General features: G+C 47.4%; 17 protein-coding genes. 13 read left to right on the top strand and 4 right to left on the bottom strand.

All coding sequences use genetic code 11. The annotated features are described in order from the left end of the window. Positions 1 to 4: 4 nt before the first annotated feature. The 11 genes from PJK55_RS12705 to PJK55_RS12655 all read left to right on the top strand — a co-directional run bounded on the left by PJK55_RS12705 (position 5) and on the right by PJK55_RS12655 (position 9,778). Positions 5 to 1,150, top strand: coding sequence for an MFS transporter (locus tag PJK55_RS12705; protein ID WP_271306033.1), 1,146 nt, complete (start codon positions 5 to 7; stop codon positions 1,148 to 1,150). A gap of 149 nt (positions 1,151 to 1,299) precedes the next feature. Beyond that, positions 1,300 to 2,685 carry an aldehyde dehydrogenase gene (locus tag PJK55_RS12700; protein ID WP_271306032.1) on the top strand — a complete coding sequence of 462 codons (1,386 nt, stop codon included), beginning with the start codon at positions 1,300 to 1,302 and terminating at the stop codon, positions 2,683 to 2,685. 153 nt (positions 2,686 to 2,838) lie between these two features. Next, entirely contained in the window at positions 2,839 to 3,549 is a 711-nt protein-coding gene (locus PJK55_RS12695; protein WP_271306031.1) for a Crp/Fnr family transcriptional regulator, read from the top strand. A 142-nt stretch (positions 3,550 to 3,691) separates the two neighbouring features. Continuing rightward, positions 3,692 to 3,847, top strand: a complete 156-nt coding sequence (locus PJK55_RS12690) for a cytochrome c oxidase subunit 2A (protein ID WP_143406615.1) — start codon at positions 3,692 to 3,694, stop codon at positions 3,845 to 3,847. Positions 3,848 to 3,871: 24 nt separating this feature from the next. Beyond that, on the top strand, positions 3,872 to 4,342 hold the full coding sequence (locus tag PJK55_RS12685; protein ID WP_074033048.1) for a cytochrome c oxidase subunit II: 471 nt from the start codon (positions 3,872 to 3,874) through the stop codon (positions 4,340 to 4,342). Next, positions 4,343 to 6,028, top strand: a complete 1,686-nt coding sequence (locus tag PJK55_RS12680; RefSeq protein WP_271306030.1) for a b(o/a)3-type cytochrome-c oxidase subunit 1 — start codon at positions 4,343 to 4,345, stop codon at positions 6,026 to 6,028. A 50-nt stretch (positions 6,029 to 6,078) separates the two neighbouring features. Further along, complete coding sequence (locus tag PJK55_RS12675; protein ID WP_271306029.1) at positions 6,079 to 6,669, top strand: kinase; 591 nt, start codon at positions 6,079 to 6,081, stop codon at positions 6,667 to 6,669. Between the two features lie 139 nt (positions 6,670 to 6,808). After that, complete coding sequence (locus tag PJK55_RS12670) at positions 6,809 to 7,201, top strand: GntR family transcriptional regulator (protein WP_214747253.1); 393 nt, start codon at positions 6,809 to 6,811, stop codon at positions 7,199 to 7,201. Then, entirely contained in the window at positions 7,179 to 7,859 is a 681-nt protein-coding gene (locus PJK55_RS12665) for an ABC transporter ATP-binding protein (RefSeq protein WP_214747250.1), read from the top strand. Before PJK55_RS12670 ends, PJK55_RS12665 begins: the two co-directional genes overlap by 23 nt. After that, positions 7,856 to 8,662: a hypothetical protein gene (locus PJK55_RS12660; protein WP_271306028.1), complete on the top strand. Its 807-nt coding sequence runs from the start codon at positions 7,856 to 7,858 to the stop codon at positions 8,660 to 8,662. Before PJK55_RS12665 ends, PJK55_RS12660 begins: the two co-directional genes overlap by 4 nt. Positions 8,663 to 8,671: 9 nt before the next feature. After that, positions 8,672 to 9,778, top strand: a complete 1,107-nt coding sequence (locus PJK55_RS12655; protein WP_271306027.1) for a hypothetical protein — start codon at positions 8,672 to 8,674, stop codon at positions 9,776 to 9,778. 22 nt (positions 9,779 to 9,800) lie between these two features. Here the strand turns inward: PJK55_RS12655 and PJK55_RS12650 are convergent, their stop codons facing one another. Genes PJK55_RS12650 through PJK55_RS12640 form a run of 3 tightly spaced genes read right to left on the bottom strand, consistent with a single transcriptional unit; the run spans position 9,801 to position 12,084 of the window. Beyond that, complete coding sequence (locus tag PJK55_RS12650; RefSeq protein WP_271306026.1) at positions 9,801 to 10,445, bottom strand: hypothetical protein; 645 nt, start codon at positions 10,443 to 10,445, stop codon at positions 9,801 to 9,803. Next, positions 10,442 to 11,608, bottom strand: a complete 1,167-nt coding sequence (locus PJK55_RS12645; RefSeq protein WP_214790591.1) for a DEAD/DEAH box helicase — start codon at positions 11,606 to 11,608, stop codon at positions 10,442 to 10,444. The genes PJK55_RS12650 and PJK55_RS12645 overlap by 4 nt, the downstream gene beginning before the upstream one ends. 53 nt (positions 11,609 to 11,661) lie before the next feature. Continuing rightward, on the bottom strand, positions 11,662 to 12,084 hold the full coding sequence (locus PJK55_RS12640) for a hypothetical protein (protein WP_214790589.1): 423 nt from the start codon (positions 12,082 to 12,084) through the stop codon (positions 11,662 to 11,664). A 361-nt stretch (positions 12,085 to 12,445) separates the two neighbouring features. Between PJK55_RS12640 and pflB the strand changes: the two genes are divergently transcribed. Both pflB and pflA read left to right on the top strand, forming a co-directional pair. Then, the gene (gene pflB / locus PJK55_RS12635) at positions 12,446 to 14,692 is read left to right on the top strand and encodes a formate C-acetyltransferase (RefSeq protein WP_271306025.1); all 2,247 of its coding nucleotides are present in this window, start codon (positions 12,446 to 12,448) and stop codon (positions 14,690 to 14,692) included. A 56-nt stretch (positions 14,693 to 14,748) separates the two neighbouring features. Beyond that, positions 14,749 to 15,465, top strand: coding sequence for a pyruvate formate-lyase-activating protein (pflA, locus tag PJK55_RS12630; RefSeq protein WP_026826768.1), 717 nt, complete (start codon positions 14,749 to 14,751; stop codon positions 15,463 to 15,465). Between the two features lie 38 nt (positions 15,466 to 15,503). Here the strand turns inward: pflA and rsgA are convergent, their stop codons facing one another. Continuing rightward, positions 15,504 to 16,469: a ribosome small subunit-dependent GTPase A gene (gene rsgA, locus PJK55_RS12625; RefSeq protein ID WP_271306024.1), complete on the bottom strand. Its 966-nt coding sequence runs from the start codon at positions 16,467 to 16,469 to the stop codon at positions 15,504 to 15,506. Between the last annotated feature and the right edge of the window lie 48 nt (positions 16,470 to 16,517).

The following is a 16,517-nucleotide window of genomic DNA, read 5'->3' as shown; positions in this document are numbered from 1 at the left end:
TCTAATGAAAACTCCATCACGTTTTATATTATATGCAATTGTATTTTTTGCTTTTTTTGATCTGTTCGCCCAACTCCCAATCATGAGCACATTTGCGTTATCCGTTGGGGCATCTTCATTTATTGCTGGTTTTTCCATCGCGATTTATTCGTTGACGAACACGTTTGGAAATGTGCTGTCCGGTATATGGACTGACAAGAATGGTCCATATCGCGTATTGGTTCTCGGTTTGTTTCTGACGAGCTTAAGTTTACTCGCTTACCAATTCGTCGACTCGCCATCCATATTACTGCTTGTCCGGTGTGTCCACGGCTTTATGGCTGGACTGATCGTCCCGGCTGCGTTTACGTTGTCTGCGAACATCACCGCAATGAATCGTCAAGGGAAGAAAGTCGCCATCACCGGTAGTTTCGTCGGATTAGCGGCCATTATCGGTCCTGCGTTCAGTGGAATTGTCGCCAGTATCACATCACCACCGACTGTCTTTTTATTTGTTTCTTTATTCGGTTGGGTGATTCTGTTCGTGACAATCGTAACGATGCGACGGAATCAAACGGTGGATTCGAAGAAAGATACCCATACAGCACCGATAAAACCAGACCCGAAAGTGATTCGAGCCTATTGGGGGGCATTCTTCCTCATGTTTTCCCAAGGGGCACTTGCGTTTTTGTTACCGGTTCATGTGCAGGAGCTTGGCTATGATTCACGATTGAGTGGGACGTTGCTCAGTATGTTCGGCGTAGTCGCCGTCTTATTCTTTTTATTACCGACGAACCGATTGTTCGATCGATTTTCACCGACCAAATTGACGGCACTTGGGGTGGCGATTATTGGGACATGCCAGATGTTAATTGGACAAGCAGGTGTACAAACGAGCCTTTATGGGGTACTTGCCTTATATGGTGTTGGGTTTGCGATTCTTTTCCCGGCCATCAACACATTGTTGATACAATCAACTTCTCCTCAAAATCGAGGAAAAGCATACGGGGCATTCTATGCCTTTTTCTCTCTCGGGACGGTAGCGGGATCTTCTTTTTTAAGCGCTCTGCCACTTTCAGTCGTCGAGCAATTCACGCTGACTGGTTTGATTTTATGGGGGGCGAGCCTCCTCTTTCTTGTCAGTGTAGTAAAGGGAAGACGGATATTTTGACACGATAAAAGTAATGTATTACTCTATGGTTAAATGTTTAAACATTTAAACGGTTAGTGTAACTGGCATCGATGAAAGCGTTTTTTTGATTCACTTTTCACTCGATGATAAAATGAAATCAATGTGATGAATCATAAGGAGGAAAGTTCATGCTGGCACCGATTGAACAATTGACGATTGACGAGCTTGTCCAAAAACAACGTCGTTTCTTTAAAACACAGGCGACAAAATCAATGGCATTCCGTTTAAGTATGCTGACGTTTTTAAAGGAATCGATCAAGCATTATGAAGCGGATTTGCTAGAAGCGCTTAAAGAGGACTTGAACAAATCGGAGATGGATGCGTATACGACAGAAATCGGATTCATTTATGATGAGATTTCTCGGACGACACGCGAATTGAAACGATGGATGCGTCCGAAGCGTGTACGTGGAACTGCCATCCATCTTGGAATGAAGAGTGAAATTCAATATGAGCCATACGGTACGGTATTGATCATCGCTCCATGGAATTATCCGTTCCAACTAGCGGTCGCGCCACTCATTGGTGCCATTGCCGCGGGAAACACAGCGGTCGTCAAACCCTCAGAACTGACACCGAACGTCGCGCGTGTCCTGACACAGGTGCTAGAACGTGCTTTCACCGATCGATATATAGCCAGTGTCGAAGGGGATAAAGACACAGCCCAAGAGCTCTTGAATCAAAAATGGGACTATATTTTCTTTACAGGTTCGACGCAAGTCGGTCGCATCGTAAATAAGGCGGCAGCAGAACATTTAACACCCGTCACACTCGAACTCGGAGGGAAATCACCTGTCATCGTTCACGGAGATGCGAATGTCTCCATTGCGGCAAAACGTGTCGCATGGGGGAAATGGATGAACGCCGGGCAAACGTGTGTCGCGCCAGACTACGTGCTCGTACATGAATCGCAGCAAGAAGCATTTTTAGAGGCAATCAAACAAGAGGCGTTTGCGATGTTCGGGAACGGTGTCGGTACGAAACGATACACGCGTATCGTCAACGAATCGCATTTCGACCGTTTGTCTCACTATTTGACAGAAGGCGAACTTGCTTTTGGTGGGGAAACGAACCGAGATGAGCTAAAAATCGCACCGACCGTCATGACGAATCTCGAAGAAGATGCCGATGTGATGAAAGATGAGATTTTTGGTCCAATTTTACCGATCATTCCGTATCGTCAGCTAGATGAAGTGATCGAGTTCATCTCTGACCGCCCGCATCCGCTTGCGCTCTATCTATTTACAGAGTCGAAGGATGTGGAAAGAACGATTATGAAACATCTTTCCTTTGGAGGCGGGTGTGTGAACGATGTCATTATGCATTTAACGAACCCGAATCTACCGTTTGGTGGAGTGGGTGAGAGTGGTATGGGGGCCTATCACGGACGTACGAGCTTTGAGACGTTTAGTCACGCGAAGTCTATTTTGAAAAACACGACAAAATTTGATTTACCAGTTCGGTATCCGAACTTCAAACCGGCTGAACAATTGATTCGATTGATTCAACGATAAAGCTATAGAGACTCGGTACAAATGCCGGGTCTCTCTTTTTTTGAAAAAGATTGTTTGAAATGTCACATACTTTTCTGATACTCCCTGTCACACTCCTGTATAATAAAGTCATAATTGGAACGTACGAATGAAACGTGGAGGGAGCACCGACCTATGTCAATGCAATGTGGAACGACCCAACCGAACAGTTTTGTATTCTCAAATGAAACGAAACAATTGCTACTGGAAATGATGACGATTCAACATCATCCGAAAGCGAGTATCGTATGTTGGGAAGGTGAAAAGTGTGATAAGTTCTTTTACTTGAAGAGTGGTTCTGTCAAATTCACAAAAATCACGAAAAAAGGAAATCCACTCGTCATGTTCATGTATGGTTCGGATGATTTCTTTGGTGAGTTTGACATTGTCGAAACTTTCCCCAGCTCGTATAGCATTGAGACGACTGAGGAAAGTACCATCGGAACCATTTCAAAACGCGAGTTGGAATCGCTCATGCAACGTGATATCCGCTTTGCCGGAGAAATTTTGCGATGGACATCGATGATGCGCAAACATTCAGAGATGAAAGTACGCGACTTATTGCTATACGGCAAACCAGGCGCTTTGGCTTCGACACTACTCCGTATGGCAGCCATGCATGGGGTGGAGGAAGAGGGGACAATCGTCATTCCTCGTCATCCGTCAGATGGAGAACTCGGGCAGTTGATTGGAGCGCCACGCGAGACGGTGAATCGATTGATCAGTCAATGGCGAAAAGAAGGAGTCATCAGCACGACAGCCAAATCGATTGTCATTCATGATGTTGATTTTTTGAAAGAGCTTTGTCACTGCGAGGGTTGTCCTGCAGGAATATGTCGTTTATGAACCGCCTCATGTGAAGGCGGTTTTTTTGTGACCTACTTTTATCAAAATGTGAATTTTGTGTGTTGAAACTACGCAAATTTGATGTGATTGTCACTTTTTGAGTGACAAAAGTCACATATTATCCCTTAGGTGATTGCATACAATGAAAGTGGAAAAACAACCGAAAGGGGTCTTACACGTGGAACATAAAGATGGGCAAGAACCGAACCTAAAAGGAACGTTTACATCGGTCATGATCGTTGCAGGTGTCATCATTGCCATGTGGTCATCAGTCTTTTATTTATTCGTCACACGATAAACATGTAGGGAGGAGGGTCTCATCGTGCATATTCATAAACTAGAAAAGTATTGGCTTACATTTGGTATTATCCTACTCGCGGTCTTCTTGACTGTTCTCGGGGTATCGGCATTCGCGGCAGGGAACCAGCCAGCATCGGATGCGGATTTGATTGACCCGGCCAAAGTAAATCAGACGGCTCCATTCGACAAACCAGGACTTCATCAAATTGGTGAGAATGAATACGAACTCGTCATGATCGCACAAGCGTTTACGTTCACACCAGGGAATGTTGAAATTCCAAAAGGCGCAAAAGTAACATTCCTTGTGACGTCACCTGATGTCGTACACGGATTCCAGTTGACAGGTACTCCGGTCAACATGATGGTCGTGCCTGGACATATCAACTCATTGACGTACACGTTCGAGGAAGCTGGCGAATTTTTGATTCTTTGTAACGAATATTGTGGGACAGGGCATCACATGATGTCGACTAAAATCAAGGTGGTGGAGTAAATGAACGACGTATCATCTAAACTGAAACAATGGGAGATGGAGCGAGGGGTTCCTGTTCCAAGTATCGGAGCGAAAGAGGCGCGTCTTGCCTACGGACACGTTCTCGTATCGGTGCTCGCCATCTTGATTGGAGCGCTAGCCGGATTGACACAGACGTTGATTCGGACGGGTGTCATTCCTGAAATCTTTGGATACTATCAATTGCTAACGGCTCACGGTATCATGCTCGGGATCGTCTTCACGACGATGTTCATCATCGGTCTTTTATATGCGTTATTGGCAAAGTCGTTCGGTCGCTTTGAATCATTCCCGACACGTGTCGCTTGGCTCGGTTTTTGGACGATGATTATCGGTGCCGTCATGGTAACGGTCATGATCTTGGCTAACAAAGGGACAGTATTGTATACGTTCTATGCACCGCTCATGGCAGATCCGCTCTTCTATGTCGGACTCGTCCTGTTCGTAGTCGGAACATGGTTGTCGTCATTCGCGATGTTCCGTATGTATGCGGACTACAAACGCGACAACCCAGGCGTTCATCCGCCGCTCCCGGCTTATATGAGTATTATGACGATGCTTCTATGGGACATTGCGACACTCGGTGTCGCAGCAACGATTCTGTTCCAACTCCTTCCGCTCTCGTTAGGATGGACAGATACAGTCGGAATCGAGTTATCTCGTACATTGTTCTGGTACTTCGGTCACCCGCTCGTTTATTTCTGGCTCATGCCGGCATATATTGTATGGTACACAGTCGTGCCGAAAGTCATCGGTGGGAAGATCTTCTCGGATGCGTTGGCACGGATGGCGTTCTTGTTGTTCTTGCTCTTCTCATTCCCGGTCGGCTTCCACCATCAGTTGACAGAACCGGGGATTGAACCGTTCTGGAAGTTCGTTCAAGTTATCTTGACGTTCTTGGTCGTCATCCCATCGTTCATGACAGCATTCTCGCTCTTTGCGACGTTCGAACTTCGTGGACGTGCGCTCGGCGCGAAAGGATTGTTCGGTTGGGTGAAGAAAATGCCGTATGGTGATGTTCGTTTCCTCGCACCATTCATCGGGATGCTATTCTTCATTCCTGCCGGTGCAGGTGGGATCATCAACGCGTCTCACCAATTGAACGCGATGGTTCACAATACGCTTTGGGTCACAGGTCACTTCCATATCACAGTCGGAACGGCTGTCGCCTTGACGTTCTTCGGAACGGCATACTGGCTCGTACCAGTACTTCGTGGTCGCACGTTGACAAAAGCGATGAACAAGCTTGGATTGATTCAAGCAGGGACGTGGGCGTTCGGTATGGCCATCATGTCATATGCGATGCACATTTCAGGATTGAATGGTAATCCACGTCGTACGGGTCCAGCAACTTACTTCTCGGATGCATTGACGCGTGAATGGATTCCGTACCACGTCATGATGGCGATTGGAGGAACGATTTTATTCATCTCCGTTCTGATTTTCGTCTACTCGATGTTCAACTTGTCATTCCTCGCTCCAAAAGGCGAAGAGGAATTCCCGCTCGCTGAGACAGAAGAGGCGGCGATGGATACACCGCGCTATTTCGAAAACTGGAAATTGTGGATTACGGTAACGTTCGTCTTGATCGCATTTGCATACACGGTTCCAATTTGGCACTTGATTGAAAGTGCGCCTCCTGGAGCGCGTGGTTGGGTACTCTGGTAAACTAAAGTCAGCTCATTCGTGAGCTGACTTTTTGTGTGGGGAGGAACGATATGAACGTATTGGATGTGATTCGTTCTGCACGAGCGACGCACGCGGGGAATCGCCCGTTTGTCGTGGCGATTGATGGATTGAGTGGAGCGGGCAAGACAACGCTCGTCTCACGTTTGAGTGAAGAGTCGACTATACTTGTTCTTCACATTGATGACTATATTGTCGAACGAGACAGACGCTATGAGACCGGACAGCCTGAACCGACCGAATATTACGCACTCCAATGGGACGTGTCGCGACTTGAGCGTGAACTGTTTCGTCCATTGAGGAATGGGATAACGGAATTGACGTTACCTCGTTACGTGTATGAACGAGATGTCATTGTTGAAGAAGTGATCGATGTGTCATCTGCTTATACCATTGTCGTCGAAGGGATTTTTCTACAACGACCGGAATGGAGACCATATTACGATTACGTGATTTATCTCGACTGTCCCCGCGAGGTTCGGTATGAACGGGTATTGAATCGAGATACATATCTCGGCAACCCGGAGGAAAGGCTTGCGAAATACAAGCGGCGCTACTGGGCAGGGGAAGATCTTTATCTTCAACTCGTCGACCCGAAAAGAGAAGCAGATATCGTGCTCTGACTGAACGTTTCAACATCTGACGCATGCGTCAGGTGTTTTTATTTTGGAGAAAATTTGAAAAAATGATTGACGTTAAAGTGTATTACGCTAATAATACAGTTAGAAAGTGTATTAACCATGTCATACACTTAGAAAGGTGATGAACATGCAATTCAATACGAGGGCACCGGTTTACCTACAGGTCGTCGATTACTTCAAAAAGAAGATGGCGCTCGGTGAACTGAAAGCCGGGGATGAGATGCCATCTCGGCGTGAGCTTGCGAACGATTTAAAAATTAATCCGAACACGGTTCAAAAAGCGTTCAAGGAAATGGAGGACCAACAATTGATTACGACCGAACGAAATCGACCGAGTCGCGTGACGACAGATCGAACGGTATTGGCACAAATCCGCTCTGAAATCGTAGATGACGCGGTCGCCGTATTTGTAGAATCGATTCAAGAACTTGATGTCTCGGTAGACGAACTTGTTGAAAAAATCAAACGACAGTATAAGGAGGGTATGTACGATGATCGAAGTGTTGGGAGTTAAAAAACGTTATCGGCGGAAACAAGTCATTGAAGACGTGTCGTTCACAGCGAATAAAGGGGAAATCACGTGTCTCATCGGCTTGAACGGTACGGGGAAGTCGACGTTGTTGAAAGGCATCATGGGATTGACACCTTTCGACAAAGGTTCGGTATTGATCGATGGGAAACCGATTGATTTGAATCGTGTCGCCTTCGTCGCCGACCATGCGATGTTCCCGATTCACTTTACAATCGAACAATGTGAGGCGTTCATGAAAGATTTTTATCCGACATTTGATTCGGCATTATTTGCCCGTCTCGTCGATGATTTCAAGTTGTTTCCGGAAGATAAGTTGAGCGAGTTATCGAAAGGGACGCTCGCGAAAGCGAACCTCGCACTCGGGATTGCGCAAGACCCGGATTATTTATTGCTTGATGAACCGTTCTCAGGAATCGATGTCTTCTCAAAAGAACAGATTGTCGAACTATTTTCGAGCGAGGTCATGGAGAATCGTGGCGTGCTCATTACGACACACGAGATTGAAGATATCGAGTACTTGATCGACAAGGCCGTCATGTTGAATAACGGAAGAATCGTCCGTGAGTTTGATGTCGAAGATGTCCGATTCATTCATGGGAAGTCCATCGTCGATGTGATGAGAGAGGAGTACGGGGCATGAATCTATTGAAACTTTTGAGTTGGGAAATCGAGCGTGTCACAAAACCGTTTTTGATGTTAGTTACTGGCCTCCTCGTCGTCCAGTTTGGGTATCTCGGTTACTTTTTATGGGATGAGACGAACTTTTATGAACAGTTGAGACGTACAGGAAACGCGGACTATCAATTGTCATTTGCAGACTACCTTGGAGGTACGCCTTATCTCTTGTCGCTCGGCATTGCAGTCGCGGCGATGTTATTATACAGCGCCTGGATTTGGTATCGCGATTTTCAAGGACGAGGGACGTTCATGCTCCGACTCCTGACGATGCCACAAAAGCGCATGACGTTGTTTTTCGCCAAACTCGCTACAATTTTAATGATAACGTTGGGGCTATTTTCCATTGAATGGATTGCTCTTAAGTTACAATACATAACGTTCACGAGTTGGTTTGATGAAAAGATGATACCGATGAATGGATCATTTGAACGAGCTCTATCTTTCAATGGAATATTGGGCATGATGTATCCTACTTCAGCTATCAACTTTGTCATCCACCAATTATTTATTGTCATCGTCGTCCTATTCGTTTTCACATTTGTGTTGATTGAACGGAGTTTTTGGCAACGGACGATGTGGTCACCGGTACTTAGCTTATCGATTCTAGTTGTCATCTTGACCATTCCGATTTTAGGCTACGCGTTCCTGTCGAATCGACTGATTTATGATGAGACAATCATTTACGTCGGTGTGGTATTGGTCGTCTGGGCAAGTGTGACGATTTGGCTAGGTCGAAGATTTTTACAGACGAAATTGAATGTGTGAGGTGAGAAGATGAAACGAATGTGGAATGTGGCCGCGCTCGGTGCTGTCATCCTGATTGGGCTTGGGACGTTTGCCGTCGATGCGATGGAGCCGAAAGCGGAATGGGCGTTAAACATCAGTTCGAATCCATCTGTTTGGAAAGACACGGTCGTTGAATTTGGTTATAACACAGATGACGATGTCGCTCAAAGGTTTGAAGTCACTTCTGATGAGAGTCGTGTCACTTCGGATTTAAATTATATCGCTGAAGGAATTCGTTATCGAGAAAGTTTGAATGGGAACGAACGCTTGATGCACCGACAAATGAACGGATTGACGTTTGCACAATCAATTCAAACGGAAAATGGATTCATAGGAATTGGCCAAAATAGAAATGAAGAGCTCATAATCTTTAACCAGTTAGACGGAAAAGAGATAACCACTTATGAGTTCGATGCAAAGGATCGTCAAATCTACGAGATCTTGACAGGTGTGTGGGCAGGTTTGTTCATGTCCGATGGTCAACTCAATTTGATTTATCGGGAAGGCTTTGATGGCAATGAAACGACAATGCTTGCGACATTCAATCAAACGATGGATGACGTCACTGTCAAAGAAATAAAGATGGAAAATGGATTTATCACGCACGTAAGTGGAACAAGTCGTTTTTATGAAACAAGTGGATCCCCGTCCAAGTTCGAAACACGCTATGTCCCAGTCGGCGTCAGTGCCTATGAGACAATTAGAGAAGGGGAAGAGACGTACTATAGTGGAATTACGATGCCGGGCCAATTCGCTTACGATACGGAAACAGGACAAGTTGTCCAGTTGGCAGGAGACCAAGACTTTTGGGACTATTCAGTCTTCGAAAATACACTATTCACACTAAATGCGGATGGCGAAGAAACTGTCATTGATTTAGGTACCGGGAAGCAGATGACTCGGAAAGTTCTCGACTCAGTAGATCACGCCTTCTATTCAAACGGTCGCCTGTACCAAACGCGCCAAGCGAAAGACGGTGTCATCATCGACGTTTATGAGGATGGAAAACAAATCTCTAGTGCGGCGGTTACACCTGAAAACGAGGAAGCGCAAGCGATGCTTGATCAGGTTGACGTATACGTTAGACAAAAATAAGCAAAGGGCCGCGGCCCTTTGCTTATTTTGATGGTTTTGGTATGATGACGCCTTCTTCTAAATCAAGCAACAAGTCAATCAGTTCCGCGCAGAACTCCGGGAATTGCTCCAAAAAGGCACCGGGACCGACTTCATCCGTAAAGTCGATATATAGGTCGGCCACGTTTCCAGACATTTTCGCAGGTAAGGCGAGGAACGCCGAACCGAAGCGCCAACTGCCTCGGATATCGAGTAACTTCCCGAGGACGAGGTCACCAGTCTCACGTTCTTCCGGTAACTGGACAGCGTACGTCTCTTTCGACTCCCAGTCTTTCAACTGACCGTCTTCCGTCACTTCAAAGATGCTGCAACGCGGAACGGCAAGTCCACGAAGTGCGTGATAGAGGGCAGGTGACATATCGCTTTTATGGTCGGCCAAGTAGCGACCATGTGGCGTCATCCCCTCCTCGTCCGTCTCAAAGAAGACGGCCCAATCGATGAAGAGGTCGCGGAAGAGCTCGGCATCTTTTAAATGCCATGTCCCTTCCGATGCAATCTCTTGAATATAATTTGTCCATTGCGTGCTTCGCGCGAGAGCCGCTTGCTCATACAACTTTTTCAGTTCGGCAAGCAATTCGGACTCTTCGACGAGCAAAGGGAAGGGAATTACTTTCCGGTCTTTTTTCATCGGCGCGGTCCTCGCTTGTTCGCAGGACGTTTGACGACAGGAGGCTTCTCCTCGATTCGTTTCTCAATCACATCGCCACGATAAATCTCGAGTTCTTTCAACTCGACACCGAGTTGACGTGCGAATGATTTCAAGTGTGGCAAATCGTCTGTCGTCACGAGGGAGAGGACCGTTCCGCCTGCATTACCGCGAGCCGTACGGCCTGAACGGTGGATGAAGTCATCGATGGATTCCGGTAAGTCGAAATGGACGACATGTGTCACATCTTCGATATCGAGACCGCGCGCCGCGAGACCTGTCGTGATGAGGAGCGGGTATTCGCCTTTACGGAATTCACGGAGTGTCTCGACGCGTTCGCGTTTTCCTTTCAAGCTGTCAAGCATGCGATAGTTCACTTTCAACTTCTGAAGCTCTCCACGAAGTGGTGGTAAGAACGAGCGGTTATTGATGAACGCGAGTGCTTTCACGCCATCGACGTGCGAAAGACGGCGTAAGAGTTCTGGTTTGTACCGACGCGTCGTCAACATATAGCCGTATGTCACTTGATCGCTGACAGCACGCTCGATTTTGATGTGTGCTGGTTCGTCCATGAATGGTGCCGACCATTCTTTAAGTGAATCGGTGAGTGTTGCCGAGACGAGCGCAAGCTGACGTTCGTGCGAAGTATGCTTGATGATACGTTCCGCTGCCTCTGTCAAACCGCTGTCGATGATTTGATCGGCTTCGTCTAAAATGACGGTATGCGTCTCATGGAGTTTCAGTTTTTTCTTGTCGATCAATTCAACGAGACGTCCCGGTGTCCCGACAATCAAATGAGGCTTTTTCTTGATTCGGTCGATTTGGCGTTTCAATTCGACGCCACCGATGAATGAACCGATACGGACATCACCTTTTTCAGTGAAGCGCTGTGCGACTTGTTGAATCTGCATGACAAGTTCACGAGTCGGGGCGACGATGACGACTTGGATCCGTTCGTTCGATGGGTCAATCTTTTCAATCGCTGGAAGCAGGTAGGCGAGCGTTTTACCCGTCCCGGTCGGTGCTTCGATTGTCACATCTTTTCCATCTAATAGTAGGGGGAACGCTTCTTTTTGGACCGGCATCGGCTCGTTAAAGCCCATCCGTTCCCACGTTTCGTTAATAAAAGGTTTTGTAAAATTCATAATAGGTCTCCTTATCTTTAGGCAAAAACAAAGGAAGCGAAAGCGCTCCCTCATCAAATATAGCGAACATGCTCCTGACCATCTTCCATTGAAGAACGTAACGTCTGTGTGAACGTCTGACCGTCTTCGATGAGTTTGATGTGGGCGTCTGCACCTTCTGCTGTCAATTCAACTTTCTCAATCGTGAATCCTTGGTAGACGCGATACTGTAACTCGGACGTCATTTGCTCGAACGGTTTCAGTTCCGGATGTACCGTGATGACATGGATTGGACGCGACAAAAGTACGGCAAGTAACTGGTCGCGGTAATCGATAAAATCTTCATTCTCGATGTCATCGTCAAAGCGAATCCAAAACCCTCCGTCTTCAAATTCTGTGATAAATCCGTCACGCTTTTCACCAGCTTCGTCAACTTTCAGTGAGATGCGATCGCCGACTTGAAAGGCGTGGCTTGTTGTTAATGGTTCATACGTCATGAGTAGAACCCCTTCCTCTTATGCAATGTTCTGCCTTCATTGTGTCTGATACGACACAAAAATTCAAGTTCTAACCGAATGATGTGAGATTTATCACCCTAAAAACTGTATAGTTCGTCACAGAACAATCAAATTAGTACAGATGATCGTTTAACCCTATTCAAATGGGAATCAGCTGTTTCAAAATAGATAAACTAGTAGATGTAACAGTTTGTGAAACGCTTTCAAAAACGGCTGTTTCATCACGTTCATAAGATTGTTACAAGTTTCACAAGAATGTAAAACATATTGTTCACGTTTTCACGTACACTCACAGTATAGATAACACGCAGTTACTTTCGAGAATGAGGAGTGAATCAACATGGCAACTGAAATCAAATCCGCATGGTCAGGTTTTGTGCCTGGTCAGTGGACGAATGAAGTAAATGTCAGTGAGTTTATCCGTTTGAACCGTCATGAATACACAGGGAACGATACGTTCTTGGCAGGTCCGACAGAAGCGACAAACGTTCTTTGGAACCGTGTGATGGAACTGACAAAAGAAGAGCGTGAGCGCGGCGGCGTTTGGGACGTCGATCAACACACACCGTCGACAATCGTGTCGCATGGACCAGGTTACTTAAACAAAGAGTTAGAAAAAGTCGTTGGCGTTCAGACGGATGAGCCGTTCAAACGTTCGATTCACCCGAATGGCGGTATTCGCATGGTCGATGCCGCACTCGAATCATATGGTTTCGAACCAGATGAAGAAATTACAAAAATTTACTCAGAGATTCGTAAAACACATAACCAAGGTGTCTTTGATGCCTATACGCCGGAAATGCGGGCAGCTCGTAAATCAGGAATCATCACAGGTCTTCCCGATGCTTACGGTCGTGGACGCATCATCGGTGACTATCGTCGCGTCGCCCTCTACGGAATTGACTTCTTGATGGCAGAACGCAAAAAAGATTTGGCGAAACGCGGTGGGTTCTTATCCGAGTCGGATATTCGCGATCGCGAAGAACTGAATGAACAACTTCGTGCCCTTCAAGAACTTAAACAACTCGGGGACGCTTATGGATTTGACCTCGGTCGTCCTGCGGAAAACACGCAAGAAGCGTATCAATGGGTGTACTTGGCATACCTTGCTGCGATTAAAGAACAAAACGGTGCTGCGATGTCACTTGGACGCGTCTCAACATTCCTTGATGTGTACGCTGAACGTGACCTTGAAGCTGGTCGTTTAACAGAGTCAGACGTTCAGGAAATCGTCGATCACTTCATTATGAAGCTTCGAATCGTCAAATTCTTACGGACACCGGACTATAACGAATTGTTCTCAGGTGACCCGACTTGGGTAACGGAGTCAATCGGTGGGATGAGTGAAGATGGTCGCTCGAACGTCACGAAGAGCTCGTTCCGATTCTTGCATTCACTCACGAACCTCGGTCCTGCTCCAGAGCCGAACTTGACGGTTCTCTGGTCGACGAAGCTTCCAGAAGACTTCAAACAATACTGTGCGAAAATGTCGATTGAAACTTCAGCGATTCAATATGAGAACGATGACTTGATGATGCCGCAATTCGGTGACGACTACGGGATCGCATGTTGTGTGTCACCGATGAAGATCGGGAAACAGATGCAGTTCTTTGGTGCGCGCGCCAACATGGCGAAGGCCCTTCTTTATAGCATGAACGGTGGACGAGATGAGAAGAGTGGCGCTCAAATCGCTCCGTCTTGGGAAATGAATACAGAAGATGTGCTCACGTACGATAAAGTATATGCCGACTTTGACCGTACACTCGATTGGTTGGCAGAGCTATACGTCAATACGCTCAACGTCATTCACTTCATGCATGATAAATATGCGTACGAACGCATCGAAATGGCGCTTCACGATCCAGAAATCTTACGGACGATGGCTTGTGGGATTGCGGGTCTCTCTGTAACGGCAGATAGTCTTTCAGCAATCAAATATGCAAGCGTCAAACCCGTTCGTAACGAAGAAGGAATCATCGTCGACTTCGAAACGGAAGGCGACTTCCCGAAATTCGGTAACAATGACGACCGTGTCGACGCGATTGCCGTGGAACTCGTCGAATCGTTCATGGAAAAAGTACGAAAACATAAAACATACCGTGACGCGCTTCATACGCAATCGGTCCTCACCATCACATCGAACGTCGTCTACGGTAAGAAAACAGGGAATACGCCAGACGGTCGCCGTGCTGGTGAACCATTCGCTCCAGGTGCCAACCCGATGCATGGACGGGATACGAAAGGTGCGGCTGCATCGCTCTCATCTGTTGCGAAACTTCCGTTTGAACACGCACAAGACGGGATCTCGTATACGTTCTCAATCGTACCGAAAGCACTCGGAAAAGAAGAAATCGCACGTGAACTCAACTTGGCGGCACTTCTCGATGGGTATATGAGTGGAGAGCACAAAGGACATCATTTGAACGTCAACGTCTTCAATCGCGAGACGCTTCTCGACGCAATGGAACATCCAGAAGAATATCCGCAACTCACGATCCGCGTATCTGGATATGCGGTCAACTTCATCAAGTTGACGCGTGAGCAACAGATCGACGTCATCAACCGTACGTTCCACGGTTCGTTGTAAGTAAAGGCTTAGCGGCCTTCCACGGAGGGCCGCTCATTCGTTAGGAGGTCATTTCGATGACAATGGGATATGTACATTCGGTCGAATCATTCGGAACAGTTGACGGCCCAGGGATTCGCTTCATCGTCTTTTTACAAGGTTGTGCGTTACGTTGCCTCTATTGCCATAACGCGGACACGTGGGATTTCAAAAAGAATAACCACCGCTCGGCTGAAGACGTCATTCAAGAGGCGCTCAGTTACCGACCGTTCATGGAGGCATCGAACGGCGGCATCACCATCTCAGGTGGTGACCCACTCGCGCAACCTGAATTTTTAGAGGCACTGCTGCGTGAAGCGAAAAAGCATGGGCTCCATACGACACTCGATACGTCCGGTGCGCTCCGTCCTCCTAACTTGGATGCGATTTTAGATCACACCGATCTCGTCTTACTCGATATCAAGCATATCGACGACGACATGTGTAAAAAATTGACGGGACGTAGCAATGCCAACACGCTCGCGCTTGCCGAACACCTTTCCGAGCGCGGAACGAAAATGTGGATTCGCCACGTCCTCGTACCTGGATGGACGCTTGAAGAAGGGGCGCTTCGTCGTACCGCCGCGTTCATTCAAAAGTTAGACCATGTCGAGAAAGTCGAGATTCTGCCTTACCATGAGATGGGCGTCTACAAATGGGAGGCGCTCGGACTCGATTATCCGCTCAAAGGCACGAAACCCCCGACGTCTGATGAAGTCGAGTGGGCAGAAGGGATCTTGCAGGGAACTGTATAAAACAAGCGCAGACCGATGTGGTCTGCGCTTGTTTTACGTTATACTCGCTTTTTCTTCTTTTCTAAGACGCGGGCGTGCTCTGCCTGTTTCTTCTCCATATAGAGAAGTTCCCGTTCTAGTTTGACGTAGCTCGCATAGCGTTTCGCATCTAACGTACCGTTCGTTAGCGCCTCTTGGACGGCGCAACCCGGTTCTTTATGATGAGAGCAGTCGCGGAAGCGGCATGTCTCGGCAAGCGCTTCGATATCACGGAACGTCTCATCGAGATGCTCGCTTCCTTCCCATAGTCCGAATTCTCGCATCCCTGGTGTGTCGATGACGTATAAGTCATCGATTCGGAACAGTTCGCGGTGTGTCGTCGTATGTTTGCCGCGCTCGTCCTGCGCCCGGACGGCTTGCGTGACGGCAAGTGTCTCGTGGGCTAGGGCGTTCGTCAGCGTAGATTTTCCGACGCCAGACGAACCGACGAAGGCGATCGTACTTTCGCTCGGTAACGCGTGACGAAGTTCAGCCACACCTTCTCCCGTCACAGCACTGACAGGAAATACTTGAATTCCAGGTGCGTTTAGCTCAATGTCTTCGAGCAGTGTGTCGACCGATTCGACTTGGTCCGTTTTTGTCAGGACGATGACGGGGATTGCACCTGTGTCCCACGCAGCTAGCGTATAGCGCTCAAGGCGGCGGATGTTGAAGTCGTGTCCGCATGCCATCGTGATCAAGACGTAGTCGACGTTCGCGCAGATCAGTTGTTCACGCGTCTCGTTGCCGGCGGCCGCTCGTGATAGAACGGTCCGACGCTCAAGGAGATGGTGAATCGTACCTTGACCATGCTCGCGAACTTGAATCGTGACATAATCGCCGATGACCGGGTAATCCCGTTCGCTCGTCGCCTCATGTCGAAATTTTCCGGAAACCCCGCACATGTAGGCGTTTTCTCCGATTGATACAGTATAAAGATGTTGGAACTGTGCCGTGACACGTCCCGTTTCAGTTTGTTGAAACAAATTAGAATCCTCCTTTTAATGATGGAGGACGACAGCCCTCCGATTCGC

The organism is Exiguobacterium sp. MMG028, from assembly GCF_027947425.1.
Classification (GTDB): Bacteria; Bacillota; Bacilli; order Exiguobacteriales; family Exiguobacteriaceae; genus Exiguobacterium; species Exiguobacterium aestuarii_A.
Note: the sequence above shows the minus strand (reverse complement) of the source record. Positions and strands in the feature narration are given on the sequence as shown.

What these genes read in the sequence shown, in the direction of transcription:
- PJK55_RS12705 (WP_271306033.1), top strand. Translation starts at nt 5, where the DNA reads ATGAAAACTCCATCACGTTTTATATTATATGCAATTGTATTTTTTGCT.
- PJK55_RS12700 (WP_271306032.1), top strand. Translation starts at nt 1,300, where the DNA reads ATGCTGGCACCGATTGAACAATTGACGATTGACGAGCTTGTCCAAAAA.
- PJK55_RS12695 (WP_271306031.1), top strand. Translation starts at nt 2,839, where the DNA reads ATGTCAATGCAATGTGGAACGACCCAACCGAACAGTTTTGTATTCTCA.
- PJK55_RS12690 (WP_143406615.1), top strand. Translation starts at nt 3,692, where the DNA reads ATGAAAGTGGAAAAACAACCGAAAGGGGTCTTACACGTGGAACATAAA.
- PJK55_RS12680 (WP_271306030.1), top strand. Translation starts at nt 4,343, where the DNA reads ATGAACGACGTATCATCTAAACTGAAACAATGGGAGATGGAGCGAGGG.
- PJK55_RS12675 (WP_271306029.1), top strand. Translation starts at nt 6,079, where the DNA reads ATGAACGTATTGGATGTGATTCGTTCTGCACGAGCGACGCACGCGGGG.
- PJK55_RS12670 (WP_214747253.1), top strand. Translation starts at nt 6,809, where the DNA reads ATGAACATGCAATTCAATACGAGGGCACCGGTTTACCTACAGGTCGTC.
- PJK55_RS12665 (WP_214747250.1), top strand. Translation starts at nt 7,179, where the DNA reads ATGATCGAAGTGTTGGGAGTTAAAAAACGTTATCGGCGGAAACAAGTC.
- PJK55_RS12660 (WP_271306028.1), top strand. Translation starts at nt 7,856, where the DNA reads ATGAATCTATTGAAACTTTTGAGTTGGGAAATCGAGCGTGTCACAAAA.
- PJK55_RS12655 (WP_271306027.1), top strand. Translation starts at nt 8,672, where the DNA reads ATGAAACGAATGTGGAATGTGGCCGCGCTCGGTGCTGTCATCCTGATT.
- PJK55_RS12650 (WP_271306026.1), bottom strand. Translation starts at nt 10,445, where the DNA reads ATGAAAAAAGACCGGAAAGTAATTCCCTTCCCTTTGCTCGTCGAAGAG.
- PJK55_RS12645 (WP_214790591.1), bottom strand. Translation starts at nt 11,608, where the DNA reads ATGAATTTTACAAAACCTTTTATTAACGAAACGTGGGAACGGATGGGC.
- PJK55_RS12640 (WP_214790589.1), bottom strand. Translation starts at nt 12,084, where the DNA reads ATGACGTATGAACCATTAACAACAAGCCACGCCTTTCAAGTCGGCGAT.
- pflB (WP_271306025.1), top strand. Translation starts at nt 12,446, where the DNA reads ATGGCAACTGAAATCAAATCCGCATGGTCAGGTTTTGTGCCTGGTCAG.
- pflA (WP_026826768.1), top strand. Translation starts at nt 14,749, where the DNA reads ATGACAATGGGATATGTACATTCGGTCGAATCATTCGGAACAGTTGAC.